The organism is Chishuiella changwenlii, assembly GCF_900142565.1.
GTDB classification, from domain to species: Bacteria; Bacteroidota; Bacteroidia; order Flavobacteriales; family Weeksellaceae; genus Empedobacter; species Empedobacter changwenlii.
The window spans coordinates 281,530-304,965 of sequence record NZ_FRBH01000005.1 but is presented as its reverse complement, the minus strand read 5'-3'; the positions used below and the strand labels follow the sequence as shown (position 1 = coordinate 304,965).

Below are 23,436 nucleotides of genomic sequence, written 5' to 3'. Positions count from 1 at the left end.
ACTGTCTTTTAGCTCGATATTTTAGTTTTTTTTGATTCCGTAGCGATGCTATGCAATAAAAAAAAACTAAAATCTATAACAAAAAACCTAATTTTTCGCTTCAATCAAAAAAGTTAAAACAACTTCTATTATTAAATGATGATACATTCCTTTCAAATCCAATACCAATCGATGTTTTCTGACATTTTGTCTCATTTGTAATTATTAATTATTACTTTCGATAAAAATAATTTGAATGAAATTTGGTAAAGTAGATAATCCATTGTTAATAGACTTTAAGTTGCCTCCAATAAAAGATAAAACATTCGAAATTTTAGAAAAATATTCTAAAGATGATGATTTTGAAGTATTTATTGGTGGAGCAAAATGGAGTAAATTAGAATTGAAAGGATTATTTCCTCCAAAAACAAAAGATGAATTAACATATTACTCGAGGCAGTTTAATTCCATAGAGATGAACGGAACTTTTTATCGTTCTCCAACAAAAGAACAAGTGATAACTTGGAAGAATAAAACCCCAAAAGATTTTAAATTTTTTCCGAAAATTCCACAAAGTATAAGCCATTACGGAAGATTATTTAATGTAAGAGAAAAATTGACTGCTTTTTTGGATGCCATTACATTGTTTGAAGAAAAATTAGGAATGACATTTTTGCAATTACACGACAATTATTCTCCAAATGATTTTGAACGTTTAAAAGATTTTGTAGAATCTTTTCCCAAAGGCTATCCGTTAGCTGTTGAAGTAAGAAATGAAAAATGGTTTCAGAATAAAGCTATTTTTGATGAGTATTGCGAGTTATTGCAGAAAAATAAAATGGCAAATATTATTGTTGACACACCTGGTAGGAGGGATATGTTACATATGCAATTAACTTCTCCAGATTTGTTTGTTCGTTTTGTAAGCGCTTATCATCCGTTAGATTATGAACGTTTGGATGAATGGATAGAACGCATAAAAGAATTGAAACAAGCTGGTTTACAAAATGTATACTTTTTTATTCATCAAAGTTTATCAGGAAAAGAAGAATTATATGCGACTTATTTTACAGAAAAATTAAACAAAGAATTGGGATTACAACTTCGTGTTCCAAGATTATATGAAGAGAATTTATTGTTTTAGATATTTAAACATTAAGATTTTATATCTTATTATTTAGGAATTAAATTAATCAATATATTTGGAGCAATTTTAAATATACCTATGAAGAAAATCTATTTTCTATTTTGTTTGATGTTATGCTCAATTATTAGCTATGCACAAATACAAAATCTTTCTGAATTATCTACTGGAGTTTTAGAAACATCAACTAAAATCTACGATAAAGAACAAAATGTTATTGGTTACGTTTTTATTTATAATAAAGGTTTAACAAACCAAGATAAAGATGTGCAATATGAATATGTCTTATTGGATGATAATTTGAATAAATTAACCAATGGAGATTATACTTCTGCAAAGCACAAAAAGATATCTTATAAGCTTACAGATATTGAATTTAAAGATCAAAAATTGTATTTAACATCTATTATTTACCATACAAAAAAGTTATTGACTTATGGATACAATTTAAAAATTATCGATTTAAAAGCTAATAAAGTTATTGCTGATAAATTTTACAAAGAATATACATTTTCTGAAATGTCTGAGATTACAAATTTTGAACTTTTAGTACCTTTACATGAAAGAACAAATAATAGGTTGATGACATTTACAAATAATAGTAAAGTTTATTTTATTGATCAATTAACCATATATACTGGCTTATCAGCATTTGCAAAAGGTATAACTGTTTTTAATGAAGATTTTTCTAAAACTCTTGATTATAATATTAATAAAGAAAATCAAAAAGAGGCATTTAGTTTTAATATTTTAAGTGTTAAAGATGATAAATTATTAATTTTCTTAAAAAATCCCAAAGGAACAGAAGTATTTAAGAAAATAGGTGCTGATTATTTTAAAGCATTTGATCTGGAAAAATCTCAAGAAATTTCGAAAGCTGTTTACAATTCGTTTAATACAAATGGTAATGAATATTTTCTTCCTAATACTGAGTTTATTAAAGATAATTTAACTGTTGTAGGTGAAATAAAACTTATGACCGAGGGAAGTATTTATAAAATTGAGGATAAACCTACCGTAGGTATTTTAAGAACTGTATATGATGCTTTAGGAAAGGAATTAGTAAATAGAAAAATATATTTTAGTGAAGTTTTTAAAGAACTAGGTTTTATCAATGGAAGAGATAAAAATGGATATAAATTTTTATTGAAAGAATTTTTTAATTATAATGATCAATCTTTTTCTATTTTATTACAAAAGCAAAAAGGTAATAACGTAGCAATAGCACCAAGAACAACAGATTATATCTTAGTAAATTTTGATAATAGAGGAATTTTAAAAAATTACCAAGTATTAGAAAAAACTAAACTAAAACATTTTGATAGTTATTTATTTTCTCAAGAGAATAAAGAAGAAAATGAAGTATTGTTTTTCTATGCAGAAGAGAAAAAAGAAGAAGGAAAAAAAGAATGGTATTTAATTATCAATAAATTAAAGAATGGTGAATTAACACAAGAAAGAATGCCTTTTAAAACCGATTCATCTAATCTTAGATTTTCCAAAGCAAAATATGGCTATATTTTCATAAGTGAATATAATAAAGAAGATAAAGAAAGTTCTATTCGATTAGAAAAGTTGAATATATTATAAAACAAAAGCAACCTATATGGTTGCTTTTGTTTTATAATAATCTGCGATAGTTTTTAAATCTGCTGTAGGAATATTCCATATAAGATGAAGAAATTTATTGTAATCAGTTTTTTCTGAATTAACATCAGCAATTGGAACATATTTATTAAATGACAGCTTTAATCTACCTTCGTGTAATTTATTAAAAATTATAGCTATATTTTTATCAAAATCTAATAGTTTAGAATTAAGGTTTTTCTCTCTTATTAAGTGATACAATGCAACAGCATATTCATTATTATCATAATAATTATCAAAGAGTGTATCGTTATATTTCTTTTTTAATTGAATATAATTCGTTGAAGCATTTTTAGATTCTAACTGTTTTTCCTCAATTTTAAAATTATTCTTTAACCAGTTTATTCGATCTACAATATTAGGATGTGTACTTACAGAATCTTGATTAACGTGTTCTGTGAAACTTAAACCAGAAAATAATTCATTTTTTTGAATCTTTAACCATTTAGGATTAAGTTTAACTCCGTTAACTTCAAATGTTTGGTAATATAAACTATCATTAATAGTTGTTGTTTTTATTTTCTCATCAAATTCTTCTAACTTTTTTAATGAGTTCAAATATTCAATTTTTGGAAAGTTTAATTGACTATACAAGATAAATCCTAAACTATCTGCAGCAATTTCTTTCTTACGAGATTGGTTAGCTAAATCGTATTTTTTTTGAATAACTTCATCTTGAGATTTAATTAGCTTAATTAAATCGCTTCGTTTTAATGAACGATATTCTTTTTTGAAATCTTGAATAAATTCTGCTTCTTGAATAATTTCTAATTTAACATGTTGAAGATAGTTATGTGCTATTTCATGAGTTATTACAGCTGCAAATTGATATTCGTTATCAAATAATTGAAACAAACCATTATTAATCATATAATAGTCAAATCCTAAGCTTGAAGCATTTGGAACATTTGATTTTAAAATATAAAAATGTGGAGATTCTAAAGGAATTGTTTTATTAGCATCTTTTATATTTTGAAAGCAATTTTTAATGAATTCTTGATAGTCATTATCCAAAATGAAAAAATTCTTTTTATAATTTTTATTTAAATCATTTTCAATTCTTGTAAAGTGTTGGTTGTAAACATTTTTTTCAAATCTATTATTGAAATTATTGTATTTGTTTTGAACTGCTTTTAAAGTTTTAAGATCTCTTTCTTTGAGTGCATCAGAATTTAAATTTGTTTGACTAAAAACAAGTACTGATGATAATAAAGTAAAAAGGAAAGGTATAAGTTTCTTCATTAACTTTTTTGAATATTGTTAAACGCCGAAAGATAAATAAAATTGATTAATCTTTCTGATAAATCAAGTCTTTTAAAGTAAATTTGTAAAACAAATAAAAACAAAAGATTTCATTACTATGAAACAATTTACTTCGGTTAATGATGTACAAAACATCGATGAATTACTAAAAACAGCTTTAGAAATAAAAGCAAATCCTTACGCTCAACAAGAAATAGGGAAAAATAAAACGATAGGTTTAATTTTCTTTAATCCTAGTTTACGTACACGCTTAAGTTCTATAAAAGCTGCTTATAATTTAGGCGCAAATACTTGGGTATTAAATGCAGGATCAGATTCGTGGACTTTAGAAATGGGGGACGGGACTGTAATGGACGGAGATACACAAGAACATATTAACGAGGCAATTAGAGTAATGAGTGCGTATTGTGATGTTTTAGGAGTGCGTACATTTCCTAAGTTAGTTGACCGTGACGAAGATTATCAAGAAATAATGTTTAATAAAGTTAAATCTTTATCTTCTGTACCAGTAGTATCTTTAGAAAGCGCAACATTACATCCTTTACAATCTTTTGCAGATTTAATTACAATAGCAGAAAAAATAAATTATAATCCGGCAGCTAAGCCAGAGAAAAAAATAAAAGTAGTAATGACTTGGGCACCGCATCCAAGACGTTTACCACAAGCAGTTCCTAATTCTTTTGCAGAATGGTTTTCTAAGGTAGATTGGGTAGATTTTACAATTGTACAACCAAAAGGATTTGAACTAGATTCTAAATTTACAGAAGGAGCAACAATTGCTTATGACCAAGATGAAGCTCTTAAAGATGCTGATTTTGTTTATGCAAAAAACTGGTCTTCTTACGAAAATTACGGACAAGCGAATGAGGGAGATAAAGATTGGCAAGTAACAATGGAAAAAATGAATTTAACGAATAACGGAAAGTTTATGCATTGTTTACCAGTTCGTCGTAATGTAGTTGTTTCTGATGAAGTTTTAGATTCTGATGTTTCTATTGTAATTGATGAAGCAACAAACAGAATCTTCTCTGCTCAAACAGTTTTTCATGAGATTTTGAAGAATAAAATCAAGTAATAAATAATTTGTTTAATCTTTTTCATTATTTAGCTAATTTTCTTTTTTAAAGGGATTAAGAAAATGGTATTTAAATGTTTGACGTTAATAAAATTGAAAAAGCGTAGGATATAGATGATTTAATGAACGTATGTGAATTTTTAAATCATTTCCGTAGCGTTGATAATTTTTAGTCAAAGATTTACGACCTTGATTTTTTTGTTTCGTCTCCACATACTCTGTTGTCACAGACTTTCTATCAAGACAAAAATGAAAATAAAATTATAATTATAATAAATACTTATACTGTATTGCACATTATAGAAAAAAAGGTTAAACAACTTTAATATCAATAAAAAAGAGAAGTTCTTAGAACTTCTCTTTTTTATTGATATTTTATTTTTCTCTTTCTATAACGTATTTCACCATTGTTTCTAAAGAATTTCTATATTCATTTTCAGGAAACTCATATAAAATATCCAAAGCTTCTTGGCTATATTTTTTCATCATTTGTTGTGTATACTCAATACCACCATGCTCTTTCACATACTGAATAATTTCGCGTACACGTTTTTTGTCATTGTTATATTTTTTTACAGAATTAATTAACCATTTTTTATCCTTTTCATTTGCTGTATTAATAGAATAAATTAATGGTAAAGTCATTTTTTGCTCTTTAATATCAATTCCTACAGGTTTCCCAATAGCATTAGATGTTGTATAATCAAACAAATCATCTTTTATTTGAAAAGCAATTCCGACTAATTCGCCAAAGCGATGCATTTTCTTTGCAACCTCTTCCGAACAACCAACCGAACGCGCACCAGCTTCACAACAAGCAGCAATAAGTGTAGCTGTTTTCATTCGAATAATTTCGAAGTAAACATCTTCTGTAATGTCTAATTTGCGTGCTTTTTCTATTTGTAATAATTCACCTTCCGAAATTTCTTGTATAGCAACAGAAACAACTTCTAGTAAATCAAAATCTTTGTTTTTTGTTGAGATGATTAATGTCTTCGATAAAAAATAATCACCAACTAAAACGGCAACTTTATTTTTCCAAATAGCATTTAATGAGAAAAAACCACGACGTAAAGTACTATCATCAACAACATCGTCATGCACTAATGTAGCAGTATGAATAAGCTCTATAAAAGAGGCTGCGCGATAGGTTCTTTCTTGTACTTCGCCGTTTAATTTTGCAGTTAAGAAAACAAACATTGGTCGCATTTGTTTTCCTTTTCTACGAACTATATAATTGGTAATACGATCTAAAAGAGAAACATTACTCTTCATAGAATCGAAGAATTTTTGTTCAAATAATTTCATTTCCTCCGCAATCGGAGCTTTAATTAGATCTACTGTATTACCCAAAATTTAAGTATTATTTATTTGTAAAATTATTGATGCAATGTACAACTTGTTTAGTATAGAAACCTTTAAAGTCAAACTCTTCTCCACTAAAACAAACTTTGTTAGAAGTTGGTAAAACCGAAATACCTTCTAATTGCCCTAATTGTGTTGTGAAACCCAAAGGTAAACTTATTTTTTTAACTTTTGAAGAGAAGAATAACTGATTATTATCCTGAGGCAAATCAAACCAACTTATAAATGCTAAAGTTTCTTTTACATAACCTAATAAATAAATTCCTTTGGTAGGACTATTTTTATCAGCATCAATATAAGCAGCTGTTACAGCGTAATTCGTTTTAAAAGTTTCTAATTTTTTTGCAGCATGTTTTTTAGATGTGTCAATTGGAATTACATAATGTGTTGTTTCCAGATTTGTCCATTCTTTTGTAAAAAGATGCAACTGATTATTGTAAACAAAGAAAGCTTCTGCATCAAAATTAGTTCTGATGTTTGTTGATTCAAAGTTTGTTTGTTCAGGATAAAAGAACTCAATTTTCTGAGCTTTTACTTCTTGATAAGGCTTAGAAAAATCAACTTGTTTTTTATCAATAAAATAAATAGCTAAGTCTTTTCTATTTCCTCTATTATTCCCAAAATCAGCAAAATAAATTCTATTATCATCCGTAGACATTTCTTCCCAATCTATGTTTGGAGCATTAGAAATACGAACAGTATTGATTATTTCTCCATTTTTAGCATTAAAACGATACAACTCTGGTTGATTTCCAGAATCGTTTAATCCCCAAAATGAAGCAGTTTTTTTATCAGACTTTTCATATTCTAAAGTAGAAATTTCATTCATGATATCAGGTAAATGATAAGTTTCCATAGGATAATCTTCTATAGAAAGCGTATCAATTTTTTCTGTCACTTGCGCAAATGAAAATGTCGAAAGCAAAGAAAATAGAACTATATTTTTCATTTTTATTAGATTAAGAATTTTCACCAGTTTTATTGGCTAATTGTCCACAAGCAGCATCAATATCTTTACCACGGCTTCTACGCACGTTTACTACGATATTGTTACTTTCTAATGCTTTTATGTAATTATCTACAGCTTGTTCAGAGGCTTGTTTATACATTCCATCATCAATAGAATTATATTCGATAATATTAACTTTAGAAGGGATTTTTCTACAAAATTTAACTAATGCATCAATATCTTCCTTTTTATCGTTAACACCTCCCCAAACAATATATTCAAATGTTATTCTTAGACCAGTTTTTTGATACCAATACTGTAAGCTATCCATTAAGTCAGTTAAAGGAAATTTTACAGAAAAAGGCATAATTACATTACGAACTTCTTCACGAGCAGAATGTAAAGAAACAGCAAGATTTACACGTAAATCTTCATCAGCTAACTTCTCAATCATTTTTGGAATACCAGATGTAGAAACTGTAATTCGTTTAGGAGACATTCCTAAACCTTCTGGTAAAGTAATTTTTTTAATCGCAGAGATAACCTCGTTATAATTTAACAATGGTTCTCCCATACCCATAAAGACAATATTACTCAATGGACGGTTAAAATAACGTCTACTTTCGTCATCAATAATTACAACTTGATCTACAATTTCTGCCGCAGTTAAATTACGCATACGTTTTAATTGAGCAGTTGCACAAAATGTACAATCTAAACTACAACCAACCTGAGATGATACACAAGCTGTTGTTCGTGTATCTGTCGGAATTAAAACTGATTCTACAACGTTACCATCATGAAGCTTTACAGCATTCTTGATGGTTCCGTCGTTAGATTTTTGTAAAAGATCTACTTGAACAGGTTGAATTTGGAAATTTTCACCCAATTGTTCTCTCAATACTTTTGAGATATTGGTCATGTCATCAAACTGATGCGCATTCTTTTTCCATAACCATTCGTACACTTGTTTTGCGCGGAATGATTTTTCTCCAATCTCTTTGAAATATTCTTCAATCTCAGCCTGTGAAAGCTTTCGTATGTCTTTTTTTGTTGTATTCAAACTAATATTATAGAATTAACATTGCATCACCGTAAGAGTAGAATTTATATCCTTCTTTTACAGCTTCGTGATATGCTTTCATTGTTAAATCATGTCCAGCAAATGCTGAAATCATCATGATTAATGTTGATTTTGGTGTGTGGAAGTTTGTGATCATACAGTTTGCAACAGAAAAGTCGTATGGTGGATGAATAAATTTATTTGTCCAACCATCAAATGCATTTAAATGACCATCAGCAGAAACTGAAGATTCTATAGAACGCATAGAAGTTGTTCCAATAGCACAAACTTTTTTCTTTTCATCTATCGCACGATTAACCAAATCAGCAGATTCTTGTGGAATAATCGTTTGCTCAGATTCCATTTTGTGTTTTGATAAATCTTCTACTTCAACACCCTGAAAAGTTCCTAAACCAATATGTAAAGTTAATTCAGCAAAATCAACACCTTTAATTTCTAAACGTTTTAATAAATGTTTAGAAAAGTGTAAACCAGCAGTAGGAGCTGCTACAGCACCTTCGTGTTTTGCATAAATTGTTTGGTAACGCTCAGCATCTTCTGGCTCTACACTACGTGTGATATATTTTGGAAGTGGAGTTTCTCCTAATTCTTTTAATTTAGCACGGAATTCTTCATAAGATCCATCAAAAAGAAAACGTAAAGTACGCCCACGAGAAGTTGTGTTATCAACTACTTCAGCAACTAAAGTATCATCATTATCAAAAAATAATTTATTTCCGATACGAATTTTACGAGCAGGATCAACTAAAACATCCCATAAACGAGTTTCAGCATCTAATTCTCTTAATAAGAAAACTTCGATCTGAGCACCAGTTTTTTCTTTATTACCCATTAAACGAGCAGGAAATACTTTCGTGTTATTACGAATCATTACATCTCCTTCGTCAAAATAATCGATAACATCTTTAAATAATCTATGTTCTATCTCTCCTGTATCACGGTGAACAACCATTAAACGAGATTCGTCTCTATTTTCAGATGGACGCTCCGCTAAAAGCTCTTCTGGTAAATTAAAGTCGAAATCTGAGGTTTTCATTTTCATAATCGTACAATTTTATGCAAATATACGATACCCAATAGCCCTTTGTCAAGTGATTTGAGGTATTTTATTTATATTACTCTGTTTTAATTCTTATTTTTGGTAATTCTTTAATTATCTATAATAGCAATTTAACCTATAATTACATGAAATCGAAATTAATACTTTTAGTCCTAGTAGTCTCATTATTTGGATGTAAAAAAACTTCCGAAGTACATACTGATTCTAATCAAAATCTACCAAGTGACAGTGTTATTGTAAATAATGATGATTTAGAAAAAGATTCAAAAAATCTAATTAAAGCACCAGACTTTTCTTTAAAATCAATTGATGGAAAAGACTATAGTTTAAATGATTTTAAAGGAAAATATGTTTACATTGATGTATGGGCAACATGGTGTGGACCATGTAAAATTCAGATTCCTTATATGAAAGAATTGGAACGTAAATTTCATAATGCACCCATCCATTTTGTAAGTATATCGGTTGATAAAGAAAAAGATAAGCCACATTGGAAGCAAATGATTGAAGCAAATAAAATGTCTGGTATACAATTATTTGCTGGTAGAGAAAATAATTTTGGATATGATTATAAAATAAAAGTTATTCCAACTTTTATACTTTTAGATAAAGAAGGCAATATCCTTTTAGAAAATGCTCCAGCACCTATGGATTACAGGACAAATAAGATTAATCAACAACTGGTTAATATTTTAACCATGATGAAATAATAGTATGTTGTTGAAAAGCAATTAAAAAAATATAAATTTTGAGCAGAATAAAATTGGATTAAAATCGAATAAGATTTACTTTTGCACAAAGACAAACATAATGACGCAAGGAATCATCATTTTAGATTTCGGATCGCAATATAACCAGTTAATTGCACGCCGAATTCGAGAATTTGGAGTTTACACAGAAATTATTCCCTACAACACTTCTGTAGAAGAAATTAAAAAACACAATCCAAAAGGAATTATATTATCAGGAGGACCTTCATCTGTATTTGGTGAGGAGGCTGCTTTGGTTGAAGAAGAATTATTTTCTTTAGGAGTTCCTGTTTTAGGAATTTGTTACGGAATGCAATTAATTTCTCACATGTTAGGAGGAGAAGTTAAAAAAGGAATAAAAGGTGAATATGGAAAATCTGAATTAACTGTATTAGCTAATAGTAGTTTATTTAAAGATGTTGCAGAAAAATCTACAGTTTGGATGAGCCATTTTGATGAAGTGGTTAAAGTTCCTGAAGGATTTGTGGTTTCTGGAAAATCTACAGTAGAAATTGCTGCTTTAGCAAATGAACAACGTAAAATATATGCTGTTCAGTTTCACCCAGAAGTAACACATTCTGAATTTGGTTCTCAAATGTTACAAAATTTTGTTTTTAATATTTGTGAGGCTGAGAAAAACTGGGTTTTAGCAGATTTTATTGAAACTGAAATAAAAAGAATAAAAGAAGTTGTTGGTGATAAGAGAGTTATTTTAGGACTTTCTGGAGGAGTTGATTCTTCTGTAGCAGCAGTATTAATTCATCGTGCAATTGGCGATCAATTAACTTGTATTTTTGTTGATACAGGATTATTAAGGAAAGACGAAGGGAAGAAAGTAATGGAGAATTACGGGAAACATTTTAATATGAATATTAAGATGGTAGACGCTTCAGAACGTTTTCTTTCTAATTTAGTTGGAATAGATGAGCCAGAAGCTAAACGTAAATCTATAGGTAAAGACTTTGTTGCTGTTTTCGATGAAGAATCTCATAAAATTGAAGATGCTTCTTTCTTAGCTCAAGGAACTATTTATCCTGATGTTATAGAATCTCAGTCTGTAAAAGGACCATCTGCAACAATTAAATCTCATCATAATGTTGGAGGTTTACCAGAAGAAATGAAACTTCAATTATTAGAACCTTTACGTGAGTTATTTAAAGATGAAGTACGTAAAGTTGGAGTAGAATTAGGAATTCCTCGCGAATTAGTTTACCGTCATCCATTTCCAGGCCCAGGATTAGGAATTCGTGTTTTAGGAGAAGTTGACGAAGAAAAAGTAAGAATTTTACAAGAAGCAGATCAAATTTTTATCGATGAATTATATGCACATGATTTATACGATGAAGTTTCTCAAGCGTTTGTGGTTTTATTACCAGTAAAATCTGTAGGTGTAATGGGAGATGAGCGTACGTATGAATATACAGCTGTCGTTCGTTCTGCTAATACAATAGATTTTATGACTGCAACTTGGTCTAAATTACCTTACGAATTCTTAGAATTAGTTTCGAATAGAATTATTAACGAAGTTAAAGGAATTAATCGCGTTGCATACGATATAAGCTCTAAACCACCTGCAACAATTGAGTGGGAATAGATTATAAAAAATAAAAAGTCAGCCTTTGTGCTGACTTTTGTTTTTTGTAAACTTTCTTTTTGTTAATTTGTACAAATTATATAATCCAATCAATGAAAATAAAATTACTGGCTCTATCTCTCATCTTTATACTTCTAACAAACTGTAATACATATAAGCAAGCAAATACTGCTTTGGTATCTGGAGACTTTCAGCAAGCTTTTGAGCAATCTTATCAGGCTTATATAAAAAATCCGTCCGAAAAAAATGGATTAAAGTATTTACCATTAATTAGCGAATCGTATCACAAAGGACAACAACAAGACGAATTACGTTTAAAAGAAATAGAAACGTTAAGTGGTACTGCAAAATACAAGGAAGCCTATCTAATTATAAACAGATTACAAGAGCGTCAAAAAAACGTAGCTGGTTTACAAGGTAGATTAGTTAAGGGAAAAGATTATTATTTTAAAACCAAGGATTATTCAAACGCTTATAAATCAATTCAAGAAAAGTATGCTCAATTTTTGTACGATGAAGGTTTATCGTTCTTAGATTTAGGAGGGAAATTAAATGCACAAACAGCTTATTATAATTTTAAAAATTTAGAAACTGTTTATCCTAATTACAGAGATGCTAGAATTTTAATGAATTCTGCTAAACAGAAAGGAATGTATAAAGTATTAGTTCAGTTACGAAATAATACAGAAGTTGTAATTCCAAAAAGATTAGAGGCTGATTTATTGAACTTTGATTCATACGGAATGAATTCCGAATGGACTAACTTTTATACAGGTCAAGCAAATAATTCTTTTGATTATATAATTGAATTAAGTTTTGAGCGAATTTTCGTTTCTCCCGAACAAGAAAAAATTGAAACACATACGTTTGAAAAAGATATTGTTGATGGGAAAGAGGAATTAAGGAAAGATGGTAAAGTTGTAAAGGATAAAGACGATAAACCAATTATGGTTGATCGTTATGTAAAAGTAAGAGGAAGATTTGAAGAGATAAGAAGGGTAAAAGAAGCTGCCATAACTGCAAGATATTATTTAGTAGATAATCAAAAACAACAACCATTAGAATCTATGGATTTAATAAGTCAGTTTGTTTTTTCAGATTCTGCAGGAAAATTTACAGGAGATAAACGTGTTTTAGAAAGAAGTTATTTAGATATGTTGAGTCATAGACTTGCTTTTTTTCCTTCTAATGAGCAAATGATTTTTGATTGTGGACAAGATTTGAAGCGAAAATTTAAGAATCAAATTATAAAAATGAAAATTTAGTAAAAAAATAATGTTTTTTTAAAATTCATTTTCAATACCTTATCAAAACATACGTCTGTTTTAGCTAAAAACTTGTAAAATTAGTTTTGGAGAATTAAAAAACCTTTCTATATTTGCACAGCAATTAAGACAGAGACCCATGGTGTAACGGTAGCACATCGGTTTTTGGTGCCGCTAGTTGGGGTTCGAATCCCTGTGGGTCTACAAAAGTCTTATGCATTAATAGAAGTATTATTGACATTTTATCTAGAGATAAAAATTGCAAATTGAAATAGAAATTATAGAGACCCATGGTGTAACGGTAGCACATCGGTTTTTGGTGCCGCTAGTTGGGGTTCGAATCCCTGTGGGTCTACAATTTTCTTTTCAATTTTATAACAATCATGGACAGACCCATGGTGTAACGGTAGCACATCGGTTTTTGGTGCCGCTAGTTGGGGTTCGAATCCCTGTGGGTCTACGAAAAAGCTTTAGTAATTTATTTTACTGAAGCTTTTTTTATTAACCCTTGTAAATAGCTTGTAGATATGAATCATTATCTGCACAAACTCCTCCAGCCAATTTATAGCCTTGTGATAAATATTTGTTTACTTTATTTTCTAATTCTTCTGTACTGAAGCCATATATTACTTTATAATCTGTCATTTTTATAATATTATTGATTTTTTAAGATCTATAATTCGCCATTTTTTGGGTAAAAAATTTGATCTAAAATACTAATAATCATTTAATAGTTTAGTATTTAATATATTATTAAAATGTCTCTATTTAATAAGAATTAAATTTAACGTTATTTTAAGGTTCTAGATGTTGTTTAACATTTATGTTTTTAGTTATTTTGACTCGTCAAATGAGAACAAGATTTTATACATATTTTTTGTTATTTTTTTTCGCGATAATTTCGGTAGTAAATGCTAAGAATGATCGTGGGATTACACACACATTAAATATTGAGAAAAATTTTAATCATTTCGAGAAGAATCAACATTCAACAGGATTAGAGATTAGATCTCATCGTCATAGTCATAGTAAAATTACTGTTGAACATCCAAATAACTTTAAATATTCTGCTCTTTTACCAGATCATTTTCATTATAAAGTAGATTTAGTAGAAGCTGAGGTAGAAATAACAGAAGTTGATTCTAATAACAACAATTCTGATATACTTACTGCGATAAACTTATCGAAGTTATATCTTACTTTTTTAAGTGAATTGTATACAAACAGTTCGCCTTCTTATCGAGACCACTCTCAAACAAACAATCTTCTTGATACTCTGTTTATTGTTTACAGAGTAATCAGGCTGTGATTTTGCTTTTCTTTTTCCGTAATAATGTTATAGAGGTTGCTGTATTGGCTTAATCTCATAACTACTATTTATCAAAAATTATCATTAAGAACTATTGTTAAATAATTATCACTATGGTTAAGAAAAGCCTTATGATTATTAACGTGTGTGCAACATTATTTTTTGTTGGTTGCAACACAAAAAAAGAAGAAGCGGTTGCTTCTGAAGAATTTAAAATTACAAGTCCATTAGTACAAGATACAATAATCAATAAAAACTATGTAGCTCAAATTAGATCAATTAATCATATAGAACTAAGAGCACAAGAAAAAGGTTATTTAGAGAAGATTTATGTTGATGAAGGACAAAGTGTAAAAAAAGGTCAATTATTATTTAAAATAATGCCTAATCTATATCAAACAGATGTAAATAGAGCACAAGCAGAAGCTAGATACGCTGAAATTGAATATAAAAACACAAAAAGTTTAGCAGATAAAGACATTGTTGCACCACAAGAAATGTCTATGGCTAGAGCTAAACTAGATAAAGCTAGAGCAGAGGTTGCTGAAATGAATACTCATCTTCAGTTTACAGATATTAGAGCTCCATTTGATGGAATTGTTGGTAGATTCCATGTACGTAAAGGAAGTTTAGTTACTGATGGAGATTTAATGACAGAATTATCTGATAACAGTAAAATGTGGGTCTATTTTAATGTTCCAGAAGCTGAATATTTAAATCAGATGTATCATAAAGGTGACAATAATTTTTTACACGTAAAATTACAGTTAGCCAATGAGCAGATGTATGATCAAGATGGAGTAGTGGAAACTATAGAATCTGATTTTAATAACGAAACAGGGAATATCGCGTATAGAGCAACATTCTTAAATCCAAAGAGATTACTTCGTTATGGTCAAACAGGTAATATATTAATCACAACACCTTACGCTAATGCTATTATGATTCCTCAAAAAGCAACTTTTGAAGTTTTAGAGAAAAAATATGTTTACGTTATAGATAAAAATAATGTTGCAAAAGCAAGAGAAATTAAGGTTGCAGCAGAATTACCTCATATTTATGTGGTTTCTTCAGGATTAAATAAAGGGGATAAAATATTACTAGAAGGACTTCGTAAAGTACAAGACAATCAGAAAATTGCGACAAAATATATTCAACCTAAAAAGGTTATGTCCGATTTAGATTTGTATTCAGAATAATTAAAATTGCATAAATTATGTTTAAGAAAATAATTCACCGACCAGTTTTTGCAATTGTAATTTCGGTTATTATTCTGTTTGTAGGAGGTTTAGCAATTAAACAACTTCCAACAGAACAATTTCCACAAATTGCTCCAACAACTGTTGCGGTAAGTATAGCGTATCCAGGATCTAGTGCAGATGTATTGGTAAAATCATCATTAATCACCATAGAAAATGCTATTAATGGTGTACAAGGAATGAGATACATGTCTACGGATGCAACAAGTGCTGGGGAAGCAACTGTAAACGTTGTTTTTGACCCAGGGACAGATCCCAATATAGCAACCGTTTTAGTAAAAACAAGAATAGATCAAGTAATGCCATTACTACCAGAGCTTGTACAAAAAGAAGGGGTTATTGTAAACCCTGTACAGCCAAGTATGTTAATGTATGTCAATCTTTATAGTAAAGATAAAAGTATGGACGAAAAATTCCTATACAATTATTCAACTGTAAATATTATTCCAGAGATAAACCGTATTCCAGGTATCGCAAGATCACAAATTTTAGGAAGTAGAAGATACGCTATGCGTATTTGGTTAAATCCTGAAAGAATGAGAGCCTATGATATTTCTGTAGATGAGGTAATGAAGGCGATAGGAGAGCAGAGTATCATAGGGCGTCCTGGTAGAATTGGTCAAAGTTCTGGTATAGCGGCACAATCTTTAGAATATGTACTTACTTATAAAGGACAATACAATAAACCAGAAGAATATGGGAATATTATTATTAGAGCCAATTCTGAAGGAGAAAATGTAAAATTAAAAGACATTGGTAAAGTAGAATTAGGAAGTGAGTTTTTTGATATCTATTCAAATTTAGACGGGCATCCATCTGCTTCTATTGTATTGAAACAAAATTACGGAAGTAATGCAAGTGATGTAATTAAAGGAATTAAAGCTAAAATGGAAGAGTTGAAAAAGAACTTTCCTCCAGGAGTAGATTATAAAATTAGTTATGACGTTTCTAAATTCTTAGACGCCTCTATAGAACAAGTTATAGATACACTTCGCGATGCCTTTATATTGGTTGCAATTGTTGTATTTATATTTTTAGGAGATTGGCGTTCTACATTAATACCTATTATAGCAGTACCTGTTTCATTAATTGGAGCATTCTTCGTTATGCAGTTTTTTGGTTTAACAATAAACCTTGTAACATTATTCGCTCTAGTGCTCGCCATTGGTATTGTTGTCGATGATGCAATTGTTGTTGTAGAAGCCGTCCATGCGAAGATGGAAGAAAAGAATCAAACTCCATTTAAAGCTGTACAAGAAGTAATGGGAGAAATTTCAGGAGCAATTATAGCAATTACTGCTGTAATGGTTTCGGTATTCTTACCAATTTCATTTATGTCTGGACCAGTTGGTACTTTCTTTAGACAATTCTCTATTACAATGGCAAGTTCTATTGTTATTTCTGCATTAATTGCACTTACACTAACACCTGTTTTGTGTGCAATGTTGCTTAAAAATAATCATGGAAAACCTAAAAAGGTTAATCTATTTACAAGATTTATAGATGGTTTTAATAATCTGTTTGATAAATTGACAGGTAAGTACTCATCATTATTAAAAAAGATTGTAAATAGAAGAGCATTAACATGGGGAGTATTAGCTGTTTTCTGTGTGGGAATTTTTGTTGTAAATAAAAGTTTACCAGGAGGATTTATTCCAACAGAAGATCAAGGAACTATTTACGCTATTATACAAACACCTCCGGGATCTACATTAGAGCAAACAAATAAAGTTTCTAGAGCATTACAAAGTGTTGCTGAGAAAGTAGATGGAGTTGAATCTGTTTCTTCTTTAGCGGGATATGAGATTATGACAGAAGGTAGAGGTTCTAATGCTGGTACTTGTTTAATAAACCTTAAACCTTGGGGAGATAGAGAACATTCTGTAAAAGAAGTAATGGAGGAATTAGAAGAAAAATCGAAAGGTTTAGGGGCGACAATAGAGTTCTTTGAGCCACCTGCAGTACCTGGATTTGGTTCTTCTGGAGGTTTTTCTATGAGATTATTAGACCTTAATAGAGATACAAACTACCAAGAGTTTGACAAAGTGAACAAAGATTTCATGGTAGAATTAAAGAAACGTAAAGAATTAACTGGTGTGTTTACTTTCTTTGCTGCTAATTATCCACAATACGAATTAGTATTCGATAATAATGCTGCAATGCAAAAAGGAGTTTCTATTGGGAAAGCAATGGATAATTTAAACATCTTAATTGGTAGTACATACGAACAAGGTTTCATTCGATTTGGACAATTCTTTAAAGTATATGTGCAATCTGGACCAGAATTTAGACGATTACCTTCAGATATTTTAAGTCTGTATGTTAAAAACGATAGAGATGAAATGGTGCCTTATTCAGCATTTATGACAATGAAGAAAACACAAGGACCAAATGAAATTACACGTTACAATATGTATAATTCTGCTGCTATTAGAGGACTTCCTGCTGCAGGATATACAACTGCAGATGCTATACAAGCAATTAACGAAACAGCTGTAAAAACTTTACCACATGGTTATAAAGTAGCATGGGAAGGTTTATCGTATGATGAAGCAAGTCGCGGTAACGAAGCAATTTATGTATTTCTAGTTGTTGTAATTTTCGTTTATTTAGTTTTAGCAGCGCAATACGAAAGTTTAATCTTACCATTAGCAGTTATAACATCTTTGCCAGTTGGTCTTTTTGGTTCTTTCTTTTTACTAAAAGCAATGGGCTTACAAAATGATATTTATGCGCAAGTTGGTCTAATTATGCTTGTTGGTTTATTGGGTAAAAATGCCGTTTTAATTGTAGAATTTGCCGTGCAAAAGCGTCAAGAAGGTATGTCGATTGCAGACGCGGCTATTGAAGGAGCAAAAGTTCGTTTCCGACCAATTTTAATGACATCATTTGCATTTATAGCGGGTATGATTCCATTAGTTTTTGCTCATGGAGCAGGAGCAATCGGAAACCATACAATTGGAGCATCATCTATGGGAGGAATGATTTTCGGAACTGTATTCGGAGTTGTAATTATCCCTGGATTATATTACATTTTTGCAAAATGGGCAGATGGAAAAACAATTTTAAAAGAAGAAGAAGATTCACCATTAAGTGAAGACATTATCCATTATGAATAAGAATAAAATAAAATTATATATCTACGCAGGTATTGCTTGCGTAGGATTTGGATTAAGCTCTTGTAAAACAATAGATTTACCTCAGAAGGTAGAGAATAGAAATCTTCCAGAAAATTTTGGTAATTCTTCGTCAAATGATACGATTAATAGTGCAAAACAAACGTGGGAACAATTTTTTACGGACGAAAAGTTACAAGCGCTTATTACAACTGCTCTAGAAAATAATCAAGAGTTGAATATTACATTACAAGAAATTAATGTTTCTCGAAATGAAATAAGAGGTAAAAGAGGGGAATATCTACCAACAGCCGGTGTAAAAGCTGGCGTTGGTGTAGATAAAGTTGCACGATATACAAATATTGGAGCAATGGAAGCAACAACAGATATTAAACCAGGTAAAGAAATGCCAGATCCTTTATTCGATTTTGGTGTTGGTGCATTTGCCAATTGGGAAACTGATATTTGGGGAAAGCTTCATAATGCAACAAAAGCTCAAGTAGAGAGATATCTTGCAAGTATTGAGGGAAGAAATTTTATGGTTACAAATATTGTAGGTGAAATTTCAGATTCTTATTATGATCTTTTAGCATTGGATAAAGAATTAGAGATTGTTCAAGAAAATATCAAAATTCAGGAAAATGCATTGCGTGTTGTAAAATTATTAAAACAAGGAGCAAGAAGTAATGAGCTTGCTGTAAAGCGATTTGAAGCACAAGTTTTAAATACGAAAAGCATGCAATATAAGATTCAACAAGAGATTGTTGAAACTGAAAATAGAATTAATTTTTTAGTTGGTAGATTTCCTCAACATGTAGATCGTACAGAGAATAATTTTGATAACCTTGTACCTGCAAACGTATATTCTGGTTTGCCATCAGATTTATTAGCGAATAGACCAGATATAAAAGCTGCTGAATACGAATTAGCTGCAACTAAATTAGATATAAAATCTGCTAAAGCAAGATTTTATCCTTCTTTAGATTTATCAGCAGGAATTGGTTTACAAGCTTTTAATCCGATGTATTTAATTCGACCAAAATCAATTTTATACAATTTAGCAGGAGATTTAGTAGCGCCAGTACTTAATAGAAGTGCAATAAAAACGGCTTACTATAATGCAAACTCTAAGCAAATACAAGCTGTTTATCATTATGAGCAAACAATTTTAAATGCTTATATAGAGGTTGTAAATCAGATGGCTAAAGTGAAAAATTTAGAAGGAAGTTATCAGTTAAAATCTCAAGAGGTTGATGCTTTAACGAAGTCTATCGATATTTCTAATGATCTTTTTAAATATGCGAGAGCAGATTATATGGAAGTTCTTTTAACACAAAGAGATGCTTTAGAAGCTAAATTTGATTTAGTGGAGATGAAAGCAAATCAACTTAAAACTACTGTTGCTGTATATAAAGCATTAGGAGGAGGCTGGGATCAGAAAGATTTAGAGAGACCAGATGTTAAAAAAATAGATTTCAAATAAATTAATTTATTACAAATAAACAAGATAAAGAGTGCTTTGAAAAAGGTGCTCTTTATTTTTTATCCATTTTTTAAAATAATTGCTTAAATTTAGCTTCTATAGAGATTTTGAATGACCCTAGAGAACATAATTTTAGAAGCTAAGAAAGGAAAACGAAATGCACAGAATGCTGTTATAGAACTTCTGTGGGAAAAAGTTTATAATTATGTTTTAAGTAAAGTTAGGAACGAAGAAGAGTCTGAAGATATTACAATAGAAACTTTTACAAAGGTTTTTGCTAAACTAAAGCTCTACAATGAAGATTTTGATTTTACAACATGGGTAATTTCTATTGCTCATAATACAATGGTGGATCATATCAGAAAATCTACAAAACTTAATATTTCTATTGATGATGAATCAAATTTGTTTGAAATATTAGAAGATCAACCCTCACCAGAAGAATCTCTTATCCTAAAACAAGACAACGATAAGCTCACAAAGTCTATTGAGAAATTAAAAGAACCTTATCAGAAGATTATCATTTTACGTTATATAGAAGATAAAACATACAAAGAAATTGCAGAAGAGTTAAGTTTAACTTTACCAAATGTAAAAGTAAGATTATTACGTGCTAAACAATTATTGATTGATGTAATGCAGGGTAATAATTAGTATTTTTTATCGTTAAAATAAAAGAAGATTTAGAATATGAAGAAGATATATAATACCGCAGTTTTACTTATTTTAAGTAGTTTTATAATTTCTTGTGGAACTAGAAAAGTTACATCTTATAAGAAAACAGGATCAAAAAAAGTATATACTTCTTCTAAGAAAAATACTAAAAATACTTCGGATGCTACTTATCGTTCCTCTAACGCAGAAAGTTCTGCTTCTAAAGATGTTAACAAGGTTTTAAAAACAGCAAAATCTTATATCGGGACACCATATAAATATGGAGGAACTACAAAATCTGGATTTGATTGTTCGGGTCTAGTTTATGTAAGCTTTAAAGAGCTAGATTTAGATTTACCACGTGTTTCTAGAGATCAAGCGCAATTTGGCAAAGAAATTGATATCAAACAAGTAAAATTGGGCGATTTAATATTTTTTAATACTTCTGGAAATTCAATTTCTCACGTAGGGATTGTTGAAAATATAGACAGAAGTGGAGTAATTAATTTTATTCATTCATCAACTTCAAAAGGAGTAATGATTTCATCACTTGATGAAAATTATTGGAAAGCCAGATTTGTAAAAGCTGTTAGACTTCTTTAATATTTAATGTGGTAAAAAAAATATCTATACTATTTCTTTTTGGAGTTTTATTTTTTATTTCGGCATCGGTTAGTGCGCAGGTTGACAGTATTAAAGTTGATACAGTTACAGTAAAAAATAAAGACAAATCAAATTTTAGAAAACTTTACGAGAAACTACTTTTTAATAAAAGGAAGAAGAATTTTCCTGTGCAATACCTTAATCCTAGTCAAGATATTTTTGAAGGTAAATACATCAGAAATATTCATTACAAAACCACAGATCCTTTTGGTTATTCTTTAAACGATACCACTAAAAAACCAGAAAAATGGATAGAGCGAACAGGAAACAGATTACATGGTAAAACAAAGAAATTCGTACTAAAACAGAATGTTCTCTTTAAAGAAGGAGAAATATATGATTCCGTTAAAGTAAAAGAGTCGGAGCGTTTAATACGTACCAATAGATCTATTCGTAAAGTGGAAATAGTTGGAGAAGCAGTAGGTAAAGATTCTGTTGATCTTTATGTAAACTCAATAGATTCTTGGAGTATGTTTTTTACAGGAACAGTCTCAAGTTCTAGAGCTGGATTACGAATAAGGGAAAGAAACTTTCTAGGTTATGGTCATGTTTTAGATAACAGATATCGACATAATTATAAAACAGGAAATTCACTTTATCAGTTTAATTATACAGTTCCAGCAATTGGAAAAACTAGAATTAGTGCTAATCTTAATTATTTTATTAATGAAGATAGTAACTATACGAAATCAATTAGTTTTCAACGAACATTTTTCTCTCCATTAACAAAGTATGCGGGTGGGGTAGCTGTTGGTCAAGTATTTTTTAGAGATTCTTTAAATTTTAATCAGCCAATATTAGAAAATAATAGCTTTAAGTACAACTTTCAGGATTATTGGTTCGCGAGAGCATTTAGAATTGATGATAGAATGTCAGAAAATATAACCAATTTAATTGCATCTGCTCGGTATTACCAAAGACGTTATACAGAAACACCTAGTGAAGAAAATGATCCAGCAAACTTCTTTTCTACACAAAGTAATTATATTGTTGGGTTAGGTATTTCATCAAGACGATTTATCAAAACAAAATATATTTTTAATTATGGTATTGATGAAGATATTGCTGTAGGTAAATCTTTCGGTTTTATAGCATCTAAACAAAATATAAGAAACACAGAACGATATTATACTGGTGTAAAAGCTGATCTTGGAGGTTTTGTTCGATCTGGTTTTTATGGTGTAGGAATAGAATTTGGAGGCTTTTTTAATAAAGATAAATTCGAGCAACAAACGCTTTCTGTCGAATTTCAATACATGGCAAAACTGATGAAGTGGGGGGAATGGAGATTTAGAAACTTTGCTAAGCTGAATTATTTGCTTGGTCATAATCGATTAAAATCATCTGCAGATGAACTTTCTTTACATGAGCATGACTATCTAGGAATGGCTGGTTTTACATCTGATAGAGGTTTAACGGGACAACAAAAAATTATTTTTGAATATCAATTACAATCATATACACCTTATCAGTTTTTAGGATTTCGTATTGCTCCGTTTTTTAACATGATGTTTTCTGCAATTGGAGACAATAAAAAATTTATATTTAATCAGAATCCTATTTATTCTCGTTTCACTCTTGGGGTAATGCTAACCAATGATTATTTTGTATTTAATAACATTCGTTTTTCGTTATCTTATTATCCAACAATTCCTGGAAATGGAGATAATTTAATCAAGACAAACTTATTGGATAATAAAGATTATCAGATGATGAATTTTGATTTCTCTAAGCCTTCTTATATTCGTTGGAATCGTTGGGATTAATCAAATTAAAAT

At 29.8% G+C, this 23,436-nt stretch carries 19 protein-coding genes and 3 tRNA genes; 16 read left to right on the top strand and 6 right to left on the bottom strand.

Features of this window, described 5'->3' with window-relative positions:
- Positions 1 to 235 precede the first annotated feature (235 nt).
- Complete coding sequence (locus BUA86_RS07855) at positions 236 to 1,123, top strand: DUF72 domain-containing protein (RefSeq protein WP_072931453.1); 888 nt, start codon at positions 236 to 238, stop codon at positions 1,121 to 1,123.
- Positions 1,124 to 1,204: 81 nt separating this feature from the next.
- Positions 1,205 to 2,713: a DUF6770 family protein gene (locus BUA86_RS07850; RefSeq protein ID WP_143147269.1), complete on the top strand. Its 1,509-nt coding sequence runs from the start codon at positions 1,205 to 1,207 to the stop codon at positions 2,711 to 2,713.
- 12 nt (positions 2,714 to 2,725) lie between these two features.
- On the opposite strand, the gene BUA86_RS07845 is transcribed toward BUA86_RS07850, so the two are convergent.
- Complete coding sequence (locus tag BUA86_RS07845; protein WP_072931449.1) at positions 2,726 to 4,012, bottom strand: M48 family metalloprotease; 1,287 nt, start codon at positions 4,010 to 4,012, stop codon at positions 2,726 to 2,728.
- Positions 4,013 to 4,130: 118 nt separating this feature from the next.
- On the opposite strand from BUA86_RS07845, the gene BUA86_RS07840 reads away from it, so the two are divergent.
- Positions 4,131 to 5,108, top strand: a complete 978-nt coding sequence (locus BUA86_RS07840; RefSeq protein WP_072931447.1) for an N-acetylornithine carbamoyltransferase — start codon at positions 4,131 to 4,133, stop codon at positions 5,106 to 5,108.
- Positions 5,109 to 5,483: 375 nt separating this feature from the next.
- On the opposite strand, the gene BUA86_RS07835 is transcribed toward BUA86_RS07840, so the two are convergent.
- The 4 genes from BUA86_RS07835 to queA are packed head-to-tail and all read right to left on the bottom strand — an operon-like array spanning position 5,484 to position 9,542.
- Positions 5,484 to 6,416 carry a polyprenyl synthetase family protein gene (locus BUA86_RS07835; protein WP_143147273.1) on the bottom strand — a complete coding sequence of 311 codons (933 nt, stop codon included), beginning with the start codon at positions 6,414 to 6,416 and terminating at the stop codon, positions 5,484 to 5,486.
- 55 nt (positions 6,417 to 6,471) lie between these two features.
- Complete coding sequence (locus BUA86_RS07830) at positions 6,472 to 7,422, bottom strand: YncE family protein (protein WP_143147268.1); 951 nt, start codon at positions 7,420 to 7,422, stop codon at positions 6,472 to 6,474.
- Between the two features lie 10 nt (positions 7,423 to 7,432).
- Positions 7,433 to 8,485, bottom strand: coding sequence for a dual-specificity RNA methyltransferase RlmN (rlmN, locus tag BUA86_RS07825; protein ID WP_072931432.1), 1,053 nt, complete (start codon positions 8,483 to 8,485; stop codon positions 7,433 to 7,435).
- Between the two features lie 7 nt (positions 8,486 to 8,492).
- Positions 8,493 to 9,542 (bottom strand): tRNA preQ1(34) S-adenosylmethionine ribosyltransferase-isomerase QueA, encoded by a 1,050-nt coding sequence (queA, locus tag BUA86_RS07820; protein ID WP_072931495.1) that lies wholly within the window; start codon positions 9,540 to 9,542, stop codon positions 8,493 to 8,495.
- 149 nt (positions 9,543 to 9,691) lie between these two features.
- On the opposite strand from queA, the gene BUA86_RS07815 reads away from it, so the two are divergent.
- The 6 genes from BUA86_RS07815 (at position 9,692) to BUA86_RS07790 (ending at position 13,634) form a co-directional block, all read left to right on the top strand.
- Positions 9,692 to 10,276, top strand: coding sequence for a TlpA family protein disulfide reductase (locus tag BUA86_RS07815; RefSeq protein ID WP_072931430.1), 585 nt, complete (start codon positions 9,692 to 9,694; stop codon positions 10,274 to 10,276).
- Between the two features lie 100 nt (positions 10,277 to 10,376).
- Entirely contained in the window at positions 10,377 to 11,909 is a 1,533-nt protein-coding gene (guaA, locus tag BUA86_RS07810; protein ID WP_072931428.1) for a glutamine-hydrolyzing GMP synthase, read from the top strand.
- 92 nt (positions 11,910 to 12,001) lie between these two features.
- The gene (locus tag BUA86_RS07805; RefSeq protein ID WP_072931426.1) at positions 12,002 to 13,174 is read left to right on the top strand and encodes a hypothetical protein; all 1,173 of its coding nucleotides are present in this window, start codon (positions 12,002 to 12,004) and stop codon (positions 13,172 to 13,174) included.
- A 133-nt stretch (positions 13,175 to 13,307) separates the two neighbouring features.
- Positions 13,308 to 13,378: transfer RNA gene (locus tag BUA86_RS07800), tRNA-Gln, on the top strand.
- An 80-nt stretch (positions 13,379 to 13,458) separates the two neighbouring features.
- Positions 13,459 to 13,529: transfer RNA gene (locus BUA86_RS07795), tRNA-Gln, on the top strand.
- 34 nt (positions 13,530 to 13,563) lie between these two features.
- A tRNA-Gln gene (locus BUA86_RS07790) sits at positions 13,564 to 13,634 on the top strand.
- A 41-nt stretch (positions 13,635 to 13,675) separates the two neighbouring features.
- On the opposite strand, the gene BUA86_RS07785 is transcribed toward BUA86_RS07790, so the two are convergent.
- Positions 13,676 to 13,819: a DUF1737 domain-containing protein gene (locus tag BUA86_RS07785; RefSeq protein WP_083580323.1), complete on the bottom strand. Its 144-nt coding sequence runs from the start codon at positions 13,817 to 13,819 to the stop codon at positions 13,676 to 13,678.
- A 205-nt stretch (positions 13,820 to 14,024) separates the two neighbouring features.
- On the opposite strand from BUA86_RS07785, the gene BUA86_RS07780 reads away from it, so the two are divergent.
- From BUA86_RS07780 to BUA86_RS07750, 7 genes are all read left to right on the top strand, one after another.
- A complete protein-coding gene (locus BUA86_RS07780) occupies positions 14,025 to 14,483 on the top strand; it encodes a hypothetical protein (protein WP_072931424.1) in 459 nt (152 codons plus the stop codon).
- A 113-nt stretch (positions 14,484 to 14,596) separates the two neighbouring features.
- A complete protein-coding gene (locus BUA86_RS07775) occupies positions 14,597 to 15,682 on the top strand; it encodes an efflux RND transporter periplasmic adaptor subunit (protein WP_072931422.1) in 1,086 nt (361 codons plus the stop codon).
- A gap of 17 nt (positions 15,683 to 15,699) precedes the next feature.
- Positions 15,700 to 18,861: an efflux RND transporter permease subunit gene (locus tag BUA86_RS07770; protein WP_072931420.1), complete on the top strand. Its 3,162-nt coding sequence runs from the start codon at positions 15,700 to 15,702 to the stop codon at positions 18,859 to 18,861.
- The gene (locus BUA86_RS07765) at positions 18,854 to 20,341 is read left to right on the top strand and encodes a TolC family protein (protein WP_072931418.1); all 1,488 of its coding nucleotides are present in this window, start codon (positions 18,854 to 18,856) and stop codon (positions 20,339 to 20,341) included. Before BUA86_RS07770 ends, BUA86_RS07765 begins: the two co-directional genes overlap by 8 nt.
- Positions 20,342 to 20,452: 111 nt before the next feature.
- Positions 20,453 to 20,995, top strand: coding sequence for an RNA polymerase sigma factor (locus BUA86_RS07760; RefSeq protein ID WP_072931416.1), 543 nt, complete (start codon positions 20,453 to 20,455; stop codon positions 20,993 to 20,995).
- 36 nt (positions 20,996 to 21,031) lie between these two features.
- Positions 21,032 to 21,598, top strand: coding sequence for a C40 family peptidase (locus tag BUA86_RS07755; RefSeq protein WP_072931414.1), 567 nt, complete (start codon positions 21,032 to 21,034; stop codon positions 21,596 to 21,598).
- A gap of 8 nt (positions 21,599 to 21,606) precedes the next feature.
- Entirely contained in the window at positions 21,607 to 23,424 is a 1,818-nt protein-coding gene (locus tag BUA86_RS07750; protein ID WP_072931412.1) for a BamA/TamA family outer membrane protein, read from the top strand.
- The last annotated feature ends 12 nt before the right edge of the window (positions 23,425 to 23,436 follow it).